Genomic DNA, 16,646 nt, shown 5'->3' on the forward strand with positions numbered 1-16,646 from the left:
TAACGAAGATATGCAGGTAGGACCGGCTGAAAGGCGCGCTTGGGGCAGGCGACAGGTCGGCGTAACGCGGGCGAAGGGCATGCGTAAGCCGCGTGTCGCCTCCCCGTAATCCGGCCCGACCCGGTCTAGAACCGGCCGTCCTGGCAGCGCGTGACCCATTCCGCCGCCGCCATGAACTCGCCCTCCGAGGTCCCCGGCAACGGCGTCCGCACCTGCGCCGCGGTCACGTCCGCACGCGGGTACGAACCGAGGAAACGCACGTCACGGCAGATCCGCTTCAGGCCCATGAGGGCCTCCGCCATCCGGCGCTCCGAGATATGACCGGCCGCGTCGATGCAGAAGCAGTAGTTGCCGATGCCGGCGCCGGTCGGCCGTGACTGGAGCACCATCAGGTTGATGCCACGGGTGGCGAACTCGCCCAGCAGGTCGCGCAGCCCGCCCGGATGGTCGTCGCGCTGCCACAGCACGACGGACGTCTTGTCGGCGCCGGTCGGCGCGGCGGGCCGGGCCGGGCGGCCCACGAGCACGAAGCGCGTCTGCGCGTTCTCCGCGTCGTGGATGTCGCTCTCCAGCGCCTCGAGGCCGTATCGGGCGGCGGCGAACTCGCCCGCGAAGGCGGCGTCGTAACGGCCCTCCTGGACCAGGCGCGCGGCGTCCGCGTTCGAGGCGGCCGACTCCCACACGGCGTCCGGGAGGTTGGCCTTCAGCCAGTTGCGCACCTGCGGCTGCGCGGCCGGATGGGCCGAGACCGTCTTGATGTCGGACAGCTTCGTGCCCGGCCTCACCAGCAGCGCGAAGGTGATCGACAGCAACACCTCGCGGTAGATCATCAGCGGGGTGCCCGCGACCAGCTCGTCGAGGGTCGTGGTGATCCCACCCTCGACCGAGTTCTCGATCGGCACGAACGCGGCCTCGGTCTCACCGGTGCGGACCGCGTCGAGGGCGGACTGCACGGACACATACGGGATCAGCTGCCGGGTGGCCGCCTCCGGAAGCGTCCGCAGGGCGACCTCCGTGAAGGTGCCCTCGGGGCCGAGATACGCATAGCTCGCTGGCATGACCTCACCCTAATGGGCCTTGCGGAACGAGGAGCGCGCGTCTCACACGCACCCCTCACGCGAGTGAACCGGCGTGACCCGCGCCCGGCGTGTCTCACCCCTCCAACAACCGCTGCCCCACGTACTCACCCTCCGCGGCCCCGCCCGGCACCGCGAACAGGCCGCTCGACTCGTGGCGGATGAACGGGGACAGCGCGTCCCCGCGGTCCAGCTTGCGCTGCACGGTGACGAAACCACGCAGCGGATCGGCCTGCCAGCAGACGAACAGCAGCCCCGCGTCCGGCACCCCGTCGGCGTCGATGCCGTCGTGGTACGAGAACGGCCGGCGCAGCATTGCAGCGCCCCCGTTCTGGTCGGGGCGCGTGATCCGGGCGTGGGCGTTGATCGGAACGACCAGATCACCGTTGGCGTCGGTCTTCTCCAGGTCCATCTCGGTCGTCTCGGTGCCTCCGGTCAGCGGCGCCCCGTCGGACTTGCGCCGCCCGATGACCTGCTCCTGGGCCTTGGCCGACAACTGCTCCCAGTCGTCGAGGAGCATGCGGATCCGGCGTACGACGGCGTAGGAGCCGTTGGCCATCCAGGCCGGGTCGTTCGACCCCGACTCCGGCACGAAGATCCGCTTGTCGAAGTCGGTCTCGCTCGGCTTCGGATTGCGGGTGCCGTCCAGCTGTCCCATCAGGTTCCTGGCCGTCATGGGGTGGGCGGTCGCGCCCGGCGTGCGGTTGAAGCCGTTCATCTGCCAGCGGACCTTGGCCGCGCTGCCCGCGTCCTTCTGGATCGCGCGCAGGGCGTGGAAGGCCACCAGGGCGTCGTTCGCGCCGATCTGCACCCACAGGTCGCCGTTGCTGCGGGACCTGTCGAGCTGGTCGGAGGAGAAGTCGGGCAGCGGGTCCAGGGCGACCGGACGCTGCTTCTCCAGGCCCGTGCGGGCGAAGAAGCTGTGGCCGAAGCCGAAGGTGATCGTCAGCGAGGACGGGCCCGCGTCCCGCGCCACATCCGTGTCGTCGTCCTTCGCGGCCTCACCCGCCATCAGCCGCCGGGCGGTCTCCGACCAGCGGCGCAGCAGTGCCGTGGCCTCCTTGCGACCTGCGCCTGCCGCGAGATCGAAGGCGACGAGATGGCCGCGGGCCTGGAGTCCCTGGGTGATGCCCGGCTGATGTTTCACGTGGAACATCTCCTGGCCGGACCCGATCGAGGACAGCGGGGTGGCCTGCGCGGGCGCGGCCGCATAGCCGACGGCCCCGCCCGCGGTGCCCACCACGAGCCCGGTGGCCCCGGCGGTGCCGAGCAGCTTGCGCCGCGTGAGGCCCGCCGTGGGCGTCTCGGGGGACAGGGGTTTCTCCGGGGCCTGCGGAAGGGTCTGGTCAGACATGCGTGGTTCAGCCGATCTGCGCGTTCTTGGAGACGGTCACCTGGTCGATGTCGGAGGTCCGAACGGTCACGGCGATCTGCCATTCGCCGGCCATGGGGATCTGGACTCCGTTCGCCGACCAGTGGCCGGTGGTGATGTGGTCGGGGGTGACGGGCAGCGGCCCGATCTTCTTGGCTTCGAGGGTGAAGGCGACCTTCACCTCGGGGATGTCGAAGGCGCGCCCGTTGGGCCGGGTCACATAGACGTGCATCTCGTTGGCGCCGGTCCGCGCGGGATCTATGTCGACGCTGACGACGCCCTGACCGTCCGTGCCGCCGGTGTCGAAGGACATGTCGAGGGTCACGGCTCCCGAGGTGCCCTCCGGGGCGGAGGACGAGGAGGCCGCCTTAGCCGCCTTGGCGTCCTGTTCCGTACGGCCCGGCTCGGTGGAGGTCAGCGACGTGGTGACGGCGAGCAGGACGACGGCGACGCCGGCCTCGGCGAGTACCGAGCGGCGCAGCCCGAGCCGCTGGGGGTCGGCGTCCCGCGCCCGCTTCTGCCGCGTCGCGTCCACGGCGGCCCGCTGCCGCGCGAGCTGGGCGGCCCGCTTGGCGTCCCCGGACCCGGACGCGGATCCAGTCCCGGACTCGGACGCGAATCCGGACTCGGCTCCAAACCCGGAACCGGACGCGGATCCAGTCCCGGACTCGGACGCGGATCCGGACTCGGCCCCGGACTCGGTCCCGGACTCGGTCCCGGACTCGGACTCGGTCCCGGCCCCGGTCCCGGTCCCGGTCCCGGCCCCGGTCCCGGCCCCGGTCCCGGCCCCGGTCCCGGCCCCGGTCCGGGACCCGGTCCCGGAACCGTCCGCGGATCCCTCCTCCGGCCCCGTGGCCGTGGCGGAGGCCTTCGCCGCCCGCGTCCCGGCGGGGGACGCCTCGTCCGTGGCGGGCGCCTTCCACGCACGCGCCTTCGCCGCGGCCGCAGTCGCTCCTGCGGTCTCCGCTCCCGCGGCCGCAGTAGCTCCTGCCGTCCCCGCTCCCGCAGTCACTCCCGCTATTGCTCCCGCAGTCTCCGCTCCCGCCATTGCTCCGGCAGTCTCAGTTCCCGCAGTCTCAGTTCCCGCAGTCTCAGTTCCCGCAGTCTCCGTCCCCGCAGTCTCCGTCCCCGCCGTCTTGCTTGCCGCCGTCTCCCCCAGCCGGTTCGTCCACCGCCGTGAGATCCAGGCGATGCCGACCAGCAGCGCCACCAGCCCGATCTTGATGAGCAGGAGCTGCCCGTAGCGGGTCTCGGTGAACGCCGACCAGGAGCCGAGCTGGCGCCACGACTGGTAGACGCCGGTCACGACGAGGGCGACGACACTGCCGAAGGCCAGCCGTGAGAACCGGCGGACTGCCGACGCCCCCACCGGAGTGTCGCCCCGGTACAGCGCCACGAGGAGCGCGCCCAGCCCGCCGAGCCAGACGGCGACGGCCAGCAGGTGGACGACGTCCACCGGCATCGCGATCCCCGGCTGGAGCCCGGTGGAGGCGTGCTCGGCCATCGCCCAGCTCGCCGCGAGCCCGGAAGCCACGACGGTCCCGCCGATGGCGAGCCCGAAGGTCAGGTCCCGCTTCTCCTCGCCCTCCCGCTTGTCGTACGCGCCGAAGAGCACGGCGATGAACAGCGCGGCCGCGGCGAGCAGCAGCAGCCGGGAGACGAGCGCGGCGCCCGTCTTGGTCTGGAGGACCTGACCGAGCAGTTCGAGGTCGAAGACGTCGCCGAGCCTGCCCGAGCCGGTGTAGGAGCCGCGCAGGAGCAGCAGGAAGAGGGTGGCGGAGGTGAGCGCGAGCCAGCCGGAGACGACCAGCCGCTGTACGGCACGCACCCCGGTGCCGGCCGGCCAGCAGCCCAGGACGAAGGCGGCCCCGCCGACCATGACGATGAACCCGGCGTACGACAGGTAGCGCCCGAAGCCGTACAGCCCGCCGACGACCCCGCCGCCGGCCTCCCCCGCACCAGCCGGGACGCTGGTCGCGGAGGGGGCTCCGATGGAGAAGGTGTAGGCGCCGGCGACGGGATGGCTGTCGGCGGACACCACCTGGTAGGTCACCGTGTACGTGCCGTCGGGCAGCCCCGAGTGCAGCGGGACGGAGTAGGTGGTGCCGCCGACGGCGGACGGCTCGCCGGTGTCGACGCGCTCGCCCTTGGGGTCGAGCACGCGCACCGCGTCGGCCCCCGTGGAGACCTGCTCGGAGAACGTCAGTGAGACCTGGGTGGGGGCCTTGTCGACCACCGTCCCCTGTGCGGGGTCGCTGCCGGTCAGCGCGGCGTGCGCGGAGGCCTGTCCGGCGCCGGCCAGGAGCGCGCCGGTGACGGCCAGGAACAGCAGCACCAGCGTCCGGATTCTGGGGGCGATGATCGTGGGCAAGGTGGTCCCTCCCTCAGTTCCCGGTGTCGGGGGTGTAGGTGGCGGATTCCACCGGCATCTCGACCTCGATGGTCCCGGAGTCGGCGAAGTGCAGTTCCACGGTCACCTTCTCGCCCTGTCGCGGCTTCCGTTTCAGCTTCTCGAACATCAGGTGGTTCCCTCCACTGGTCAGCTGGAGCCGCCCGCCCGCCGGTACCTCGAGGGAGTCGACCTCCTGCATGGTTCCGCCGACGGTCTCGTGGACGGTGACGTCGGCCGCGACCTCGCTGGTGACGGAGGTCAGTTCGTCCTTCGTCCCGCCCTTGTTGGTGATCGTCAGGAAGCCCGCGGCCATGGAGTCGGAGACCGGCTGCGGCATGTACGCGGAGCTGACGGACAGCTCGGCCGCCGAGTCACCGGAGCCGCAGCCCGCGAGGACCAGGGCGCCGGTCAGTGCGGCGGCACAGGCGGCGGTGGACCGTCTCACGGGTTCTGCCCCTTGATGATCTTGGGCAGGTCCTTGATGTAGTCGTCGACCTCGGCGTCCTCGCCGTAGAGGAGGTAACCGGCGTCGGTCTTCGGGGAGAAGGCGACGACCTGGGTGCCGTGGGTGGAGACGATCTTGCCGTTCTTGTCCTTGTGCGGCGCCTCGAGGGAGATGCCGAGGCCGCGTGCGGCGGTCTGGATGGTGGCGAAGTCGCCGGTCAGGCCGACCACCTGGGAGTCGATGCCCTTGAGCCAGGCGCCGAGCGCGGCCGGGGTGTCGCGGTCCGGGTCGCTGGTGACGAACACGACGCGCAGCGCGTCCTGGTCCGCCTTGGACAGCTGCTTCTTCGCGACGGCGATGTTGTTCATCGTCAACGGGCAGACGTCCGGACAGTGGGTGTAGCCGAAGTACACCAGCGTCGGGTGTCCCGCGGTCTCCTTGCGGAGGTCGTAGGGCTTGCCCTGGGTGTCGGTCAGGACCAGGTCCGGCTTGGTGAAGGGCTGGTCGAGCACGGTCGCGGCCTGCTGCGAGGAGCCGTCGGAGACGACGGCGACGGGGCTGGAGCCGCTGTCGCCGCTGTCGCTGCCGCAGGCGGAGAGGGTGAGGGTGGTCGCGGCGAGCAGCGCGGCCGCGGCGAACGTCTTCATGCGCATGGAGGAAATGTCCCAGTTGTGTGGGCTCCGGTGTCCACCGGGGGGGGCTTGGGCACCCCCCCGGTGGACACCGCGGACGAGCAGGGCTAGGAGGCGTCGGTGGTGCGGCGGCGGCCGGCGAGCACGCCGTAGGCCACGCCGGCGGCACCGACCACGATGCCGACGATGCCCAGGACCCGGGCGGTGGTGTCGGTGCCGTCGGAGGAGTCGGAGGCCTCGGTGGTGGCGGCGGCCGGCTCGGCATCGCCGGACTTGCCGGACGACGCCGCGGACGACTCCTCGGCGGCCGAACCGTGGGAGTGGTCGTCCTCGGCGGCGGAGAGGGCGAGCACCGGTGCCGGGTTCTCCGGCTCCTCGGCACCCTCCTTCTGCACCTCGATCCAGCGCACGACCTCCTTGTTGGAGTACGTCTGGATCGCCTTGAAGACCATCTGGTCGGCGTTCTCGGGCAGCGCGCCCAGGGAGACCGGGAACTGCTGGATGAAGCCCGGCTCGATGCCCTTGTCGGCGGCGGTCCAGGTCACCTTGGAGACGGCCTCGGAGATCTGCCGGCCGTGCACCTCAAGCGGCTTGGCCAGCTTGCTCTTCGTGACCGTGATCTTCCAGCCGTCGACCTTCTGCGGCATCACCGAGGCGAGCGGGGCGTCGGCCGGGAAGGTGACCTCCAGCTGGGTGGTCGAGGCGTTGTCGCGCTCGTTGGGAACGCGGAAGTTCACGACGGCGTAGCCGCCCTTGGCCGCCGTGCCCTCCGGCTGCACGCTGACGTGCGCGAAGGCGGGCGAGCACAGGACGAGAACGGCGGAACCGGCGACGGCAGCGGCGGCGGCGAGACGAGAGGCCTTCAGGACAGGCTTCATGACAGCGAGCACTCCACTCTGAGTGAAATCCGACGGTGAAATCCGACGGTGTCCGACGGTGGGATACGACGGTGAGGTACGACCGTGAGGTCAGGCCGTGCGTCCGACCGCGAGGTCGGGCGTGGACACGGCCGGGCGTGGGCGCGCAAAGCGTGCGCACGCGCGCGTGCCGCACGACGGCGGCCCGCGCCCCCCGGATGAGGTGGAGTGCTGGTCGTGTCGTGTCAGGCAGCGAGGACGAGGGCGGCGGCCGGCGGGCCGCGCCTGATCACCATGTGCTGGAGCGCGTCCGCGGGCGGCCTGGGCGAAGGCAGCAGCGCCGTGCGTGGCACACGCGGACCCGCGTCCGGCAGGGCGGGCAGTCCGGAGAACAGGGCGCGCACCAGGGCGAGCGCTCCGCGCAGGGACCGTACGCACGCGGTCTCGGCGACGCCGTGCGCGGACAGGGCCATGAGCCGCAGCAGGGCGGAGTCGCCGCGCCGCAGCAGCCATCCGGCGGCGACGGCCGCGAGGACGTGACCGAGCAGCATCGGCAGGGACGGCAGCAGCGACATCGACGAGCCCGCGGTGCCGGCCAGGGCGTCGGCCGAGTGATGCATCGACCCCATACCGGTACCGGCCCCCGCACCCGTGCCAGTACCCGTGCCCGCATCCGCTGCCACCGGATGGAGCCGGGCGTCGACGAGGATCTTCTGGGCCTGCGCCGGGCTGAGTGCCGCGGCGGCGGCCCCGCACACGAGCCGTGCCGCCCGCTCGACCAGTGCGGCGTCGGAGGCGGCGGTCGTGGTCGACGCGACGGTCGATGACGCGACGGTCGACGAAGCGTGTTGTCCGAGGCCGAACAATGTGTGCAGGACGGCCTGTCCGACGGCGAGCAGGGCCGCGATGGCCGGCAGCGAGCGCTCGCGCCCGGCGAGCGGCACCACGACCGTGAGGACCCCCAGGAATCCGGCGCCCAGCGTCCACAGCGGGACGGCGGCGCAGGCGGCCAGCGTGTGACCCGCCCCGGCCAGCACGACACAGACCGCGGCGAACACCGCGGCCCGCAGCAGCCGGAGAGCGCCTCCGGAGCGCGCCGTGCGCTGGTGGGGGTCAGTCATGGCGGGCTCATCATCGCACTGGCCCCCCAGCGGCCGTACGGCAGGTCCGCGAGATTCCGTCCGATCCGGAAGATCACCTTCTGATACGACAGGTATGACTGATGCCCCTGCGTCACGCATACACCGTTTTCCGCACCCCCCACATCCCCCATATGGGCGGCGTCACGTGGAAATCGCGCTTACTTACGGTTCAGGGCGGCAATACGTATCGGTATGTCGAGCCGCGGCCTGGAGGCTGGAGCATGAGCATCTGGTGGTCACTCCATCTGCGCCGCGAGGCCGCGAGCGTGCCGCTGGCCCGGCGTCTGCTGCTCGGCACCATGGAGACGGCGGGGGTCGACCCGGACATCTCGTACGACCTCTCCGTCGCCCTGAGCGAGGCCTGCGCCAACGCCGTCGAGCACGGCGGGAGGACCACGGCGCACGGCGGCTGTTCGGAGGCCTACCGGGTCACCGCCTACCTGGACGGCGAGAGGTGCCGCATCGAGGTCGCCGACTCGGGCCCCGGCTTCACGGTCGAATGCCCCGCCCCCACGCATGCGCACGCCGACGCCGACGCCGACGCCGAGGCGGGCCGCGGCCTGTATCTCATCCGGGAACTCGCCGACCACGTCCACATCGGCAACAAGCCGGGCCTCGGCGGGGCCGTGGTGAGCTTCGACAAGGTTCTGAAGTGGCGCGCGGACGCCCCGCTGATGGCGGTCTGACGGCCCGTCGGCCCGTCGCCGTCCGCCTCTCCGACCGGGCGGCCTCAGCCTCGACGGCACTCACAGCTTCTTCCCAGCCTCCGCCCACGCCCCTGACGGGTGGCGTTCCTACCTTTCGTGTCCATGACGGGAAACCACAAGAACACGTCCATCACGCGGCGCCGCGCCCTGGCGGTGACCGGTGGCACGGTCGCGGCCGGCGGCCTCGCCGTCGCCGGCTACCAGTCGGCCTTCGCCGACACGACGGCCGACACGACGACGGACACGGCAGCCACGACGGGGACGGCGGCCACGGCCTCCGCGTCCTCGACCACCGGCGCCTGCATGACGCTGATGTCGAGCGTCACCGAGGGGCCGTACTACCTCGACGGTGCCTTGGTGCGCAAGGACATCACCGAGGGCAAGAGCGGCGTCCCGCTGACCCTGCGCCTGACCGTCGTGGACGCCACCGACGGCTGCACCCCCGTCCCCGGCGCGGCCGTGGAGATCTGGCACTGCGACGCCTGGGGCTACTACTCCGGCTACACCACCGCCAACCCCGGCGGCTCGGCCCCGGCCGAGAGCGAGGACGGCTCGACCGCCGACGACAACACCTACCTGCGCGGCTACCAGATCGCCAACGCCAACGGGGTCGTCAAGTTCGAGACGATCTTCCCCGGCTGGTACACGCCCCGGACCTGTCACATCCACCTCAAGGTCCACACCGGCGGCGCGAAGGAGGACGGCACCTACGAGGGTGGCAAGGTCAACTACACCGGCCAGCTGTTCTTCGCCGACGACATCGCCCAGGAGGTCTTCACACTGGAGCCCTACGCCAAGCACTCCGGCACCTACACCAAGCTCGACGACGACATGGTCTACGAAGGCGGCGGGGCGGCCGGTGGCCTGCTCACCCTCAAGCCCGTCAAGAAGGCCGACCCGTCCAAGGGCTACAAGGGCTCCCTGACCCTCGGCGTCGACCCCGACGCGGAGAACACGGGCGCGGGCGGCGGCGGTGGCGGCACACCCCCGGGCGGCGCCCCGACCGGCACCCCGCCGAGCGGAACACCGACCGGCACCCCGCCGAGCGACGCCCCCACGGCCTCCGCGTCCGCCTCCTCGACCTCGTCTACTTCCGCCTCCTCGACCTCGTCTACTTCCGCCTCCTCCTCTTCCTCTTCCTCTTCCTCCTCGTCCTCGTAGAGGTACGGCGATGACCAGCCGCGAGGACGAGACGCTCGCGCAGGCGGCCGTGGCCGCGCTGACCGGACAGCTGGCCCTGGTTCCCAAGCCCGGACTGCCCGACCCGCGCGACCTCGCCGCCCCGCGTCACCCGCCCGCGACCACCGCGGACTGCGCTGGTCGGCCAAGGCGCTCGCGCCCGGCCTCGCGGCGATGGCCGCCGCCGCCCGCCGCACCGGCGAGGCCACGCCACGCCTGCGGGCGGAGCTGGGCGCGATCGGGCGGTGCGCGGAGCACTCGGTGGGGCTGGCCGGCGGCGGGCACCGGGGCGCGCTGTGGACCCTCGGCCTGCTGGTGTCGGCAGCGGCCCTGGACCCGTGCGCGCGGGGCGCCGAGGTCACCCGCACCGCCAAACGGATCGCCGCGCACACCGACCGGGGCGCCCCGCGCCGCCCGTCACGCGGCTCCACGATGTCGGCCACGTACGGCGCGGCCGGCGCCCGGGGTGAGGCGCGGGCCGGGTTCCCGCACGTCCGGCGGGCGCTGACCGCGCTCGCCGGGGCCCGCTCGGCCGGCGCGAGCGAGGCCGAGGCACGGCTCGACGCCCTGCTCACCGTCATGTCCACGCTCCAGGACACCGAACTGCTGCACACCGCGGGCCCGGTGGGCCTGCGGCACGTCCAGGCGGGCGCACGCGGTGTCCTGGAGGCGGGCGGCACGGCGACGGAGGCGGGCCGCACGGCCCTGTCCGCGCTCGACGCCGACCTCCACGCGCGCGCGTGGAGCCCCCGCGGCAGCGCGGGCCTGCTGGCGGGCGCCCTCTTCCTCGACTCCCTGCCGGTCACGACGTCTGGGAGACCCGGCCGACCGGGGCCGACCGGGTCTCGCTGACTTCCCCGACCTCCCGCTCCCGCCCGGCGGCAGCCCACCGTGCCGCCGGGCCCATCGCGTACGAGGCCGCAAGGATCAGCCCGCCCAGCAGCAGCCAGCCCGGCGTGCCCCACTCCACCAGGAGCGCGGTCAGGACGAGCGGGCCGAGGGTACGAGCGACGGTGACCCCCGTGCCGAACAGTCCCTGGTACTCGCCGACCCGGTCGGCCGGGGCCAGGTCGAAGGACAGCTGCCAGGAGCCCGCCGACTGCCCCATCTCGGCCACCACCTGGAGCACCGCTCCCACCACCAGGACACCCGCGGCCACCCACGCGGAGGCCCCGGCGGACAGCGCGAACACGGCGCAGGCGGCACCCATCACCCAGCCCGAATGCCGCAACGCGCGCGTGGCGCTGCCCAATCCGGTCACATCCCGCGCCGCGCGCACCTGGAACAGGGTCACCGCGGCCGTGTTGAGCACGAACAGCGCGGACACGAGCCAGGCGGGCGCCCCCGTCCGCTCGGTGATCCACAGTGGCAGGACCAGGCTCAGCAGTGGCAACCGCAGCAACAGCACGGTGTTCAGCAGCGCGACGACCGTGTACGGCCGGTCGCGCAGCACCCCGAGGCCGCCACGCGGGCGGACCGGTACGGGCGCGACGCGGGGCAGCCCGACGAGCAGCAGCGCGCACACCAGGAAACTGACCGCGTCGACGACGAACACCGCGAGATACGCCGACGGCGTCCCGGCGTGCAGCGCGAGCCCCCCGAGCGCGGCGCCCACCGCCAGCCCGGCGTTCAGCGTCGACTGGAGCCGGGCCAGCAGCCCGGTCCGCTCCCCGGCGGGCACCAGTCCGGCCAGCAGCGCCTGGCGGGCCGCCGCCAGCCCGGACTGCGCGGCCGCGTAGGCGCAGGCGGCCAGCACGAACGGCAGGAAGCCGCGCACGAGCGTGAAGGACGCCACCGCCAGCCCGGTCGCCAGTGCCAGCAGCACGGCCGTACCGCGTGGTCCGCGCCGGTCGCCAGTCGGCCCAGCGGCAGACCGGCCAGTGAGCCGACCGCCCAGCCGATGGTCAGCCCGAGCCCCACGCGCGCGGGGGCGAGACCGACGACCTGGGTGAAGTAGAGCGCCGACGTCGTGTAGTACGCGCCGTCCCCGACGGAGTTGCTCAACTGCGCCAGGGTGAGCAGGCGCGGGGCCGGTGTCTTCGTCATGCTCATGAAGCTAGACGCGCAGTGGGCCCGTCAGTAGCACCAATCGGACGTCATCCCGTTGGCCCAATTAGCCTGATCAGGCCCCCTCCAACACCTTCACCAGCACTTCCAGCGCCTCCGGATACGCCCGCTCCCTCGGCGTCCCGTACCCCACCACCGGGCCCTGCGGCCGTCCCTGGGCGCCCTCGCGCGCATGCCAGTGCTCACCGAGGCGACCGACCGCGAGTCCCTCGGCCGCCGCCCGTTCCAGTACGTCCGCCTCGTCGCGGACCTCGACCAGCGCGTGCAGCCCGGCCGCGATCCCGCGCACGCCCCTGCGCGTCCCCAGCCGGTCGAGGAGCAGGTCCCTGCGACGCCGGTAACGCAGTCGGCACGCGCGCACATGACGGTCGTAGGCGTGACCGTCGATCAGTTCGGCGAGGGCCAGCTGGCCGATGGTCTCGGTGTGGTGGTCACTGTGCAGCTTGGCGTCGGCGACGGCGTCGACGAGGTGCGGGGGCAGCACCATCCAGCCCAGCCGCAGCGCGGGCCCGAGTGTCTTGGAGGCGGTGCCGAGGTAGGCCACGTGCCCCGGTGCCATTCCCTGGAGCGCGCCGACCGGCTGCCGGTCGTAACGGAACTCGCCGTCGTAGTCGTCCTCGACGATCAGTGCGCCACGCGCGCGTGCCCAGTCCGTGAGCGCCCGCCGCCGCTCCGGGTGCAGGGTCACGCCGGTCGGGTACTGGTGCGCGGGCGTGACGACCACCGCCGCGAGATCGCCCAGCTCCCGCGGTCGCACCCCTCGGTCGTCGACCGGCACCGGCACCACGCGCCCGCCGTTGCGCCGCACGACCTCCCGGTGGAAGGGCAGTCCCGGGTCCTCCATGCCCACCGGCGCGCCCTCCAGCGCGCGCGTGAGCAGCGCCAGCCCCTGCACATAGCCCGAGGTGATCACGATCCGCTCCGGCGGCGCGATCACCCCGCGCGCCCGCCCCAGGTACCCCGACAGCGCCGTCCGCAGCTCTGTGCGCCCGCGCGGATCGCCGTAGTCGTACGCCAGTGAGGGTGCCGTGGCGATCGCCCGGCGCAGCGCCCGCAGCCAGGCCGCCGCCGGGAAGGCACCGACGTCGGGACTGCCGGGCCGCAGGTCGAAGCGGGGCTCCCGCGCGCGCGCGGCAACGGCCGGCGGTTCGGTGGCGGCGGAGGGCAGCGCGGCGACCCGGGTGCCCGAGCCCTGGCGGGCGGTCAGATAGCCCTCGGCGACCAGCTGGTCGTACGCGGCCTTGACGGTGTTGCGTGAGATGCCGACCTCGGTCGCGAGCCGCCGGGTGGCCGGCAGCCGGGTGCCGGGGGCGAGCCGCCCGCCCCGCACGGCGTCCCGCAGCGCCCGCTCCAGTCCGGCCCGCCGCCCCTCGTTGCGGTCGGTCTCCAGATGCAGGTCGACACCGACCCCGGACCAGAAGTCGTCCACGAAGCCCTCCCCCTAGGTACGTGAAGCGGACACAGCGATGGCCGGGCACCTCACCGGTACCCGGCCATCGACTCCGTATCAGCCCTTGAGCGAAGCCATCCACGCCTCGACCTCGGCGGACCGCCGCGGCAGTCCGTCGGACAGGTTACGGTTCCCGTCCCGCGTGACCAGGATGTCGTCCTCGATCCGGACGCCGATCCCGCGGTACTCCTGCGGCACGGTCAGATCGTCGGCCTGGAAGTACAGCCCCGGCTCGACCGTCAGCACCATGCCGGGCTCCAGCGTCCCGTCGACGTACGACTCCACGCGCGCGGCGGCGCAGTCGTGGACGTCCATGCCGAGCATGTGGCCGGTGCCGTGCAGCGTCCACCGGCGCTGGAGACCCAGCTCCAGCACCCGCTCCACGGGTCCCTCGACCAGGCCCCACTCGACGAGCCGCTCGGCCAGCACCCGCTGCGCGGCGTCGTGGAAGTCGCGGTACTTGCCGCCCGGCTGCACGGCCGCGATACCGGCCTCCTGGGCGTCGTACACGGCGTCGTAGATCTTCTTCTGGATCTCGCTGAAGCGGCCGTTCACCGGCAGCGTGCGAGTGACGTCGGCCGTGTAGTACGTGTGCGTCTCGACGCCCGCGTCCAGCAGGAGCAGGTCACCCGAGCGCACGGGCCCGTCGTTGCGCACCCAGTGCAGCGTGCAGGCGTGCGGGCCGGCGGCGGCGATGGTGCCGTAGCCGACGTCGTTGCCCTCGACGCGCGCGCGGAGGAAGAACGTGCCCTCGATGTAGCGCTCGCTCGTGGCCTCGGCCCTGTCGAGGACCTTCACGACGTCCTCGAAGCCGCGGACCGTCGAGTCGACGGCCTTCTGCAGCTCGCCGATCTCGAACTCGTCCTTGACCAGGCGCGCCTCGGAGAGGAAGACACGCAGTTCCTCGTCGCGCTCGGCGGTGACCTTGTCGGTCAGCGCGGCCTCGATGCCGGCGTCGCGGCCGCGGACGACCCGCACCGGGCCCCTTGCCTCGCGCAGCCGGTCGGCCAGTTCGCGGACGTCGGCGGCGGGGATGCCGTACAGCTTCTCGGCCTCGGTGAGGGAGTGCCGGCGGCCGACCCACAGCTCGCCCTGGCCGGAGAGCCAGAACTCACCGTTCTCGCGGTCGGAGCGCGGCAGGAGGTAGATCGTGGCGACGTGACCCTCGCCCCTGGGCTCCAGGACCAGGACGCCGTCCTCGGTCTGGTTGCCGGTGAGGTAGGCGTACTCGACGGAGGCGCGGAAGGCGTACTCCGTGTCGTTCGAGCGGGTCTTCAGGTTGCCCGCGGGGATCACCAGGCGCTCGCCCGGGAAGCGCGCGGAGAGCGCGGCGCGGCGGGCGGCGGTCTCGGCGGCCTGGGCGATCGGCTCCAGGTCACGCAGTTCCGTGTCGGCCCAGCCGGACTTCATGTTCTCGGCCAGCTCGTCGGACACGCCCGGGTACAGGCCGTTCTTGCGCTCTTTGATCGGCTCTTCTTCAGCGGTCCCCGGGGTCTCCGGGAGCTCTTCCGCCACGGTCATCCTCCTCGATACGGCACTGGGCCCCCTCCATCGTACGGTCGTACAGAAGGGGGCCCAGGGGCGAAGTGCCTCTTACCGTCCCGGGAACGGAACGCGCCGGGCGCCCCGGTCGGCGATCTCATTCGAAGCGCGCCGCGAGCAGCACGACGTCCTCCGCGCTGTCGGCCTCGTCCAGTCCTTCGGGCAGCACCGTGCGCAACACGTGGTCGGCGACCGCCCCCGGGTCGTGGCGGATCGACCGGGGGGCTCCGGCCGCGGCCGCGTGCAGCCGGGCGAAGGCGCGGTCGACGGGGTCGCCGGTACGGTGCAGCAGCCCGTCCGTGTAGAGCAGCACCGTCTCGCCCGCCTCCGCCTCCAGCTCCACGCTCGGCGCCTCCCAGCAGGCGAGCATGCCCAGCGGCGCGGACACGGACGTCTCGACGAACTCCGTGCGCCGCTCGCCGACCACCAGCGGCGGGCAGTGTCCGGCACCGGCCAGGGTGATCTTGCGCAGCGCTGGTTCGCAGTAGGCGAACAGAGCGGTGGCCGAACGAGCGGGCTCGGTCAGCCGCAGCAGCAGCTCCAGGTCGGACAGGACGGCGACCGGGTCCTCGCCCTCCATCACGGCGTACGCCCGCAGGGAGGCGCGCAGCCGGCCCATCGCGGCGACCGCGCTCGGCCCGGAGCCCGTGACGGAGCCGACGGCCAGGCCCAGGGCCGCGTCGGGCAGCGGCAGCGCGTCGTACCAGTCGCCACCGCCGCGCGGGCCGGTGCGGTGCCGGGCGGCGAGCTGGACGCCGGCCACCCTCGGCAGCCGTGAGGGCAGCAGTTCCTCGGTCATCGTCGTCATGCACGCGCGTGTGCGCTCGAGTTCGAGGAGGCGCGCGAGGTGCTCGGCGGCGTAGCGGACGTACAGGCCGACCAGGTGGCGCTGGCGTTCGACCGGCTCGGCGGGCTCGTCGTAGAGCCAGACGGCCGCGCCCAGGCGGTCCGCGCCCTCGTCGGCGGCCAGGGGCAGGGCGTAGCTGGCGGCGTAGCCGAGGCGGGCGGCCACCGCGCGGTGCCGGGGGTCGAGGCCGTCCTCGGCGAGCAGATCGGGCTGGGCGATCTCGCCGTCGCCGCCGGGCAGACCGTCGAGGATGCGGCCGTACGGCATGGAGCTGCGCGGCACGGTCTCGAGGTGGCCGAGGTCGGCGCGGCCGAGGCCGAGGCCGATGGTGGTGTCGGGGCCGAGGCCGTCGGCGGGTTCCACCACGACGAGCCCGCGTCGGGCGCCCACCAGGGCGGATCCGGCGCCCAGCAGTTCCTGGAGCGCGTCGGGCAGCGTGGCCGTGCGGGCCAGGCGTTCGGTGAGTTCGTGGAGCGTCGTGAGGTCGGAGACCCAGCCGGCCAGGCGGTCCTGGAGGAGCGCTCCCGCGCCGGTGGGAACCGGTGGGGCGGCCGGGGTGGCGGGCGCGGGCGCGACAGTGTGTGCGGGCGAGGGAACCGTCGAATCGATTCCAGCCACTTTCGAGGGGTGAGGGGCGTTCATGGCGTCCGGCTCTCGGACCGGTGCGTATTGCTCAGAAGCATCGCAAACCCCCATGTCATTCTGCGCCGCCAGCGGTGTCTCCACATGTACACGCACTCGTGAGGGGATGTCCAGCATTGTCCTGCTGGGATTGCTGGTGTCCGTGGGATCGGAAGGGTTGTCGGTCACGCTTTGTCCGGCTCCCTTGCGTAAATGCAAAGTTGGCTTAAAACTGCCTCGGGTAACGGGTGTTTGCGGTCGACTGGGCCTGCTCCACGGAGCGTCACAGCGGTCGTGATGGGTACGTACTCGGTAAG

The 16,646-nt window shown here is 72.7% G+C and carries 12 protein-coding genes and 2 pseudogenes; 3 read left to right on the forward strand and 11 right to left on the reverse strand.

Going from position 1 to position 16,646, the window contains the following annotated elements:
* Nucleotides 1–125: 125 nt before the first annotated feature.
* From pheA to BM536_RS28485, 7 genes are all read right to left on the reverse strand, one after another.
* Entirely contained in the window at nt 126–1,058 is a 933-nt protein-coding gene (pheA, locus tag BM536_RS28455; RefSeq protein WP_073499717.1) for a prephenate dehydratase, read from the reverse strand.
* Between the two features lie 94 nt (nt 1,059–1,152).
* Nucleotides 1,153–2,430, reverse strand: a complete 1,278-nt coding sequence (efeB, locus tag BM536_RS28460; protein WP_073499719.1) for an iron uptake transporter deferrochelatase/peroxidase subunit — start codon at nt 2,428–2,430, stop codon at nt 1,153–1,155.
* A gap of 7 nt (nt 2,431–2,437) precedes the next feature.
* The gene (locus tag BM536_RS28465) at nt 2,438–4,819 is read right to left on the reverse strand and encodes a copper resistance CopC/CopD family protein (protein WP_094103672.1); all 2,382 of its coding nucleotides are present in this window, start codon (nt 4,817–4,819) and stop codon (nt 2,438–2,440) included.
* A gap of 13 nt (nt 4,820–4,832) precedes the next feature.
* Entirely contained in the window at nt 4,833–5,285 is a 453-nt protein-coding gene (locus tag BM536_RS28470) for a copper chaperone PCu(A)C (RefSeq protein ID WP_073497391.1), read from the reverse strand.
* Entirely contained in the window at nt 5,282–5,938 is a 657-nt protein-coding gene (locus BM536_RS28475) for an SCO family protein (protein ID WP_073497389.1), read from the reverse strand. Before BM536_RS28475 ends, BM536_RS28470 begins: the two co-directional genes overlap by 4 nt.
* 86 nt (nt 5,939–6,024) lie before the next feature.
* Nucleotides 6,025–6,783, reverse strand: coding sequence for a YcnI family copper-binding membrane protein (locus tag BM536_RS28480; protein ID WP_094103699.1), 759 nt, complete (start codon nt 6,781–6,783; stop codon nt 6,025–6,027).
* A 236-nt stretch (nt 6,784–7,019) separates the two neighbouring features.
* Nucleotides 7,020–7,895 carry a hypothetical protein gene (locus BM536_RS28485; protein WP_073497387.1) on the reverse strand — a complete coding sequence of 292 codons (876 nt, stop codon included), beginning with the start codon at nt 7,893–7,895 and terminating at the stop codon, nt 7,020–7,022.
* A 242-nt stretch (nt 7,896–8,137) separates the two neighbouring features.
* On the opposite strand from BM536_RS28485, the gene BM536_RS28490 reads away from it, so the two are divergent.
* The 3 genes and pseudogenes from BM536_RS28490 to BM536_RS28500 all read left to right on the forward strand — a co-directional run bounded on the left by BM536_RS28490 (nt 8,138) and on the right by BM536_RS28500 (nt 10,654).
* Nucleotides 8,138–8,602 carry an ATP-binding protein gene (locus BM536_RS28490; protein WP_073497386.1) on the forward strand — a complete coding sequence of 155 codons (465 nt, stop codon included), beginning with the start codon at nt 8,138–8,140 and terminating at the stop codon, nt 8,600–8,602.
* A 123-nt stretch (nt 8,603–8,725) separates the two neighbouring features.
* Nucleotides 8,726–9,784, forward strand: a complete 1,059-nt coding sequence (locus tag BM536_RS28495) for an intradiol ring-cleavage dioxygenase (RefSeq protein WP_073497384.1) — start codon at nt 8,726–8,728, stop codon at nt 9,782–9,784.
* A gap of 10 nt (nt 9,785–9,794) precedes the next feature.
* Nucleotides 9,795–10,654: pseudogene (locus BM536_RS28500) on the forward strand (triphosphoribosyl-dephospho-CoA synthase).
* Here BM536_RS28500 and BM536_RS28505 read toward each other — a convergent pair.
* The 4 genes and pseudogenes from BM536_RS28505 to BM536_RS28520 form a co-directional block, all read right to left on the reverse strand.
* Nucleotides 10,605–11,848 (reverse strand): annotated as a pseudogene (locus BM536_RS28505) (MFS transporter). The pseudogenes BM536_RS28500 and BM536_RS28505 sit on opposite strands and share 50 nt — an antisense overlap.
* Nucleotides 11,849–11,924: 76 nt before the next feature.
* Complete coding sequence (gene pdxR, locus BM536_RS28510) at nt 11,925–13,298, reverse strand: MocR-like pyridoxine biosynthesis transcription factor PdxR (protein ID WP_094103673.1); 1,374 nt, start codon at nt 13,296–13,298, stop codon at nt 11,925–11,927.
* 78 nt (nt 13,299–13,376) lie between these two features.
* A complete protein-coding gene (locus BM536_RS28515) occupies nt 13,377–14,840 on the reverse strand; it encodes an aminopeptidase P family protein (protein WP_073497382.1) in 1,464 nt (487 codons plus the stop codon).
* Between the two features lie 118 nt (nt 14,841–14,958).
* Nucleotides 14,959–16,467, reverse strand: a complete 1,509-nt coding sequence (locus BM536_RS28520) for a PP2C family protein-serine/threonine phosphatase (protein WP_211362971.1) — start codon at nt 16,465–16,467, stop codon at nt 14,959–14,961.
* Nucleotides 16,468–16,646: the final 179 nt, after the last annotated feature.

Origin of the sequence: Streptomyces phaeoluteigriseus (assembly GCF_001896135.2) — a bacterium.
In the GTDB taxonomy this organism is placed as follows: Bacteria; Actinomycetota; Actinomycetes; order Streptomycetales; family Streptomycetaceae; genus Streptomyces; species Streptomyces phaeoluteigriseus.

Bases quoted from the DNA above. Each gene is read 5' to 3' on its own strand.
- BM536_RS28495 (WP_073497384.1), top strand. From the start codon at position 8,726: ATGACGGGAAACCACAAGAACACGTCCATCACGCGGCGCCGCGCCCTG.
- efeB (WP_073499719.1), bottom strand. From the start codon at position 2,430: ATGTCTGACCAGACCCTTCCGCAGGCCCCGGAGAAACCCCTGTCCCCC.
- BM536_RS28475 (WP_073497389.1), bottom strand. From the start codon at position 5,938: ATGCGCATGAAGACGTTCGCCGCGGCCGCGCTGCTCGCCGCGACCACC.
- BM536_RS28515 (WP_073497382.1), bottom strand. From the start codon at position 14,840: ATGACCGTGGCGGAAGAGCTCCCGGAGACCCCGGGGACCGCTGAAGAA.
- BM536_RS28520 (WP_211362971.1), bottom strand. From the start codon at position 16,467: ATGCTGGACATCCCCTCACGAGTGCGTGTACATGTGGAGACACCGCTG.
- BM536_RS28490 (WP_073497386.1), top strand. From the start codon at position 8,138: ATGAGCATCTGGTGGTCACTCCATCTGCGCCGCGAGGCCGCGAGCGTG.
- pheA (WP_073499717.1), bottom strand. From the start codon at position 1,058: ATGCCAGCGAGCTATGCGTATCTCGGCCCCGAGGGCACCTTCACGGAG.
- BM536_RS28485 (WP_073497387.1), bottom strand. From the start codon at position 7,895: ATGACTGACCCCCACCAGCGCACGGCGCGCTCCGGAGGCGCTCTCCGG.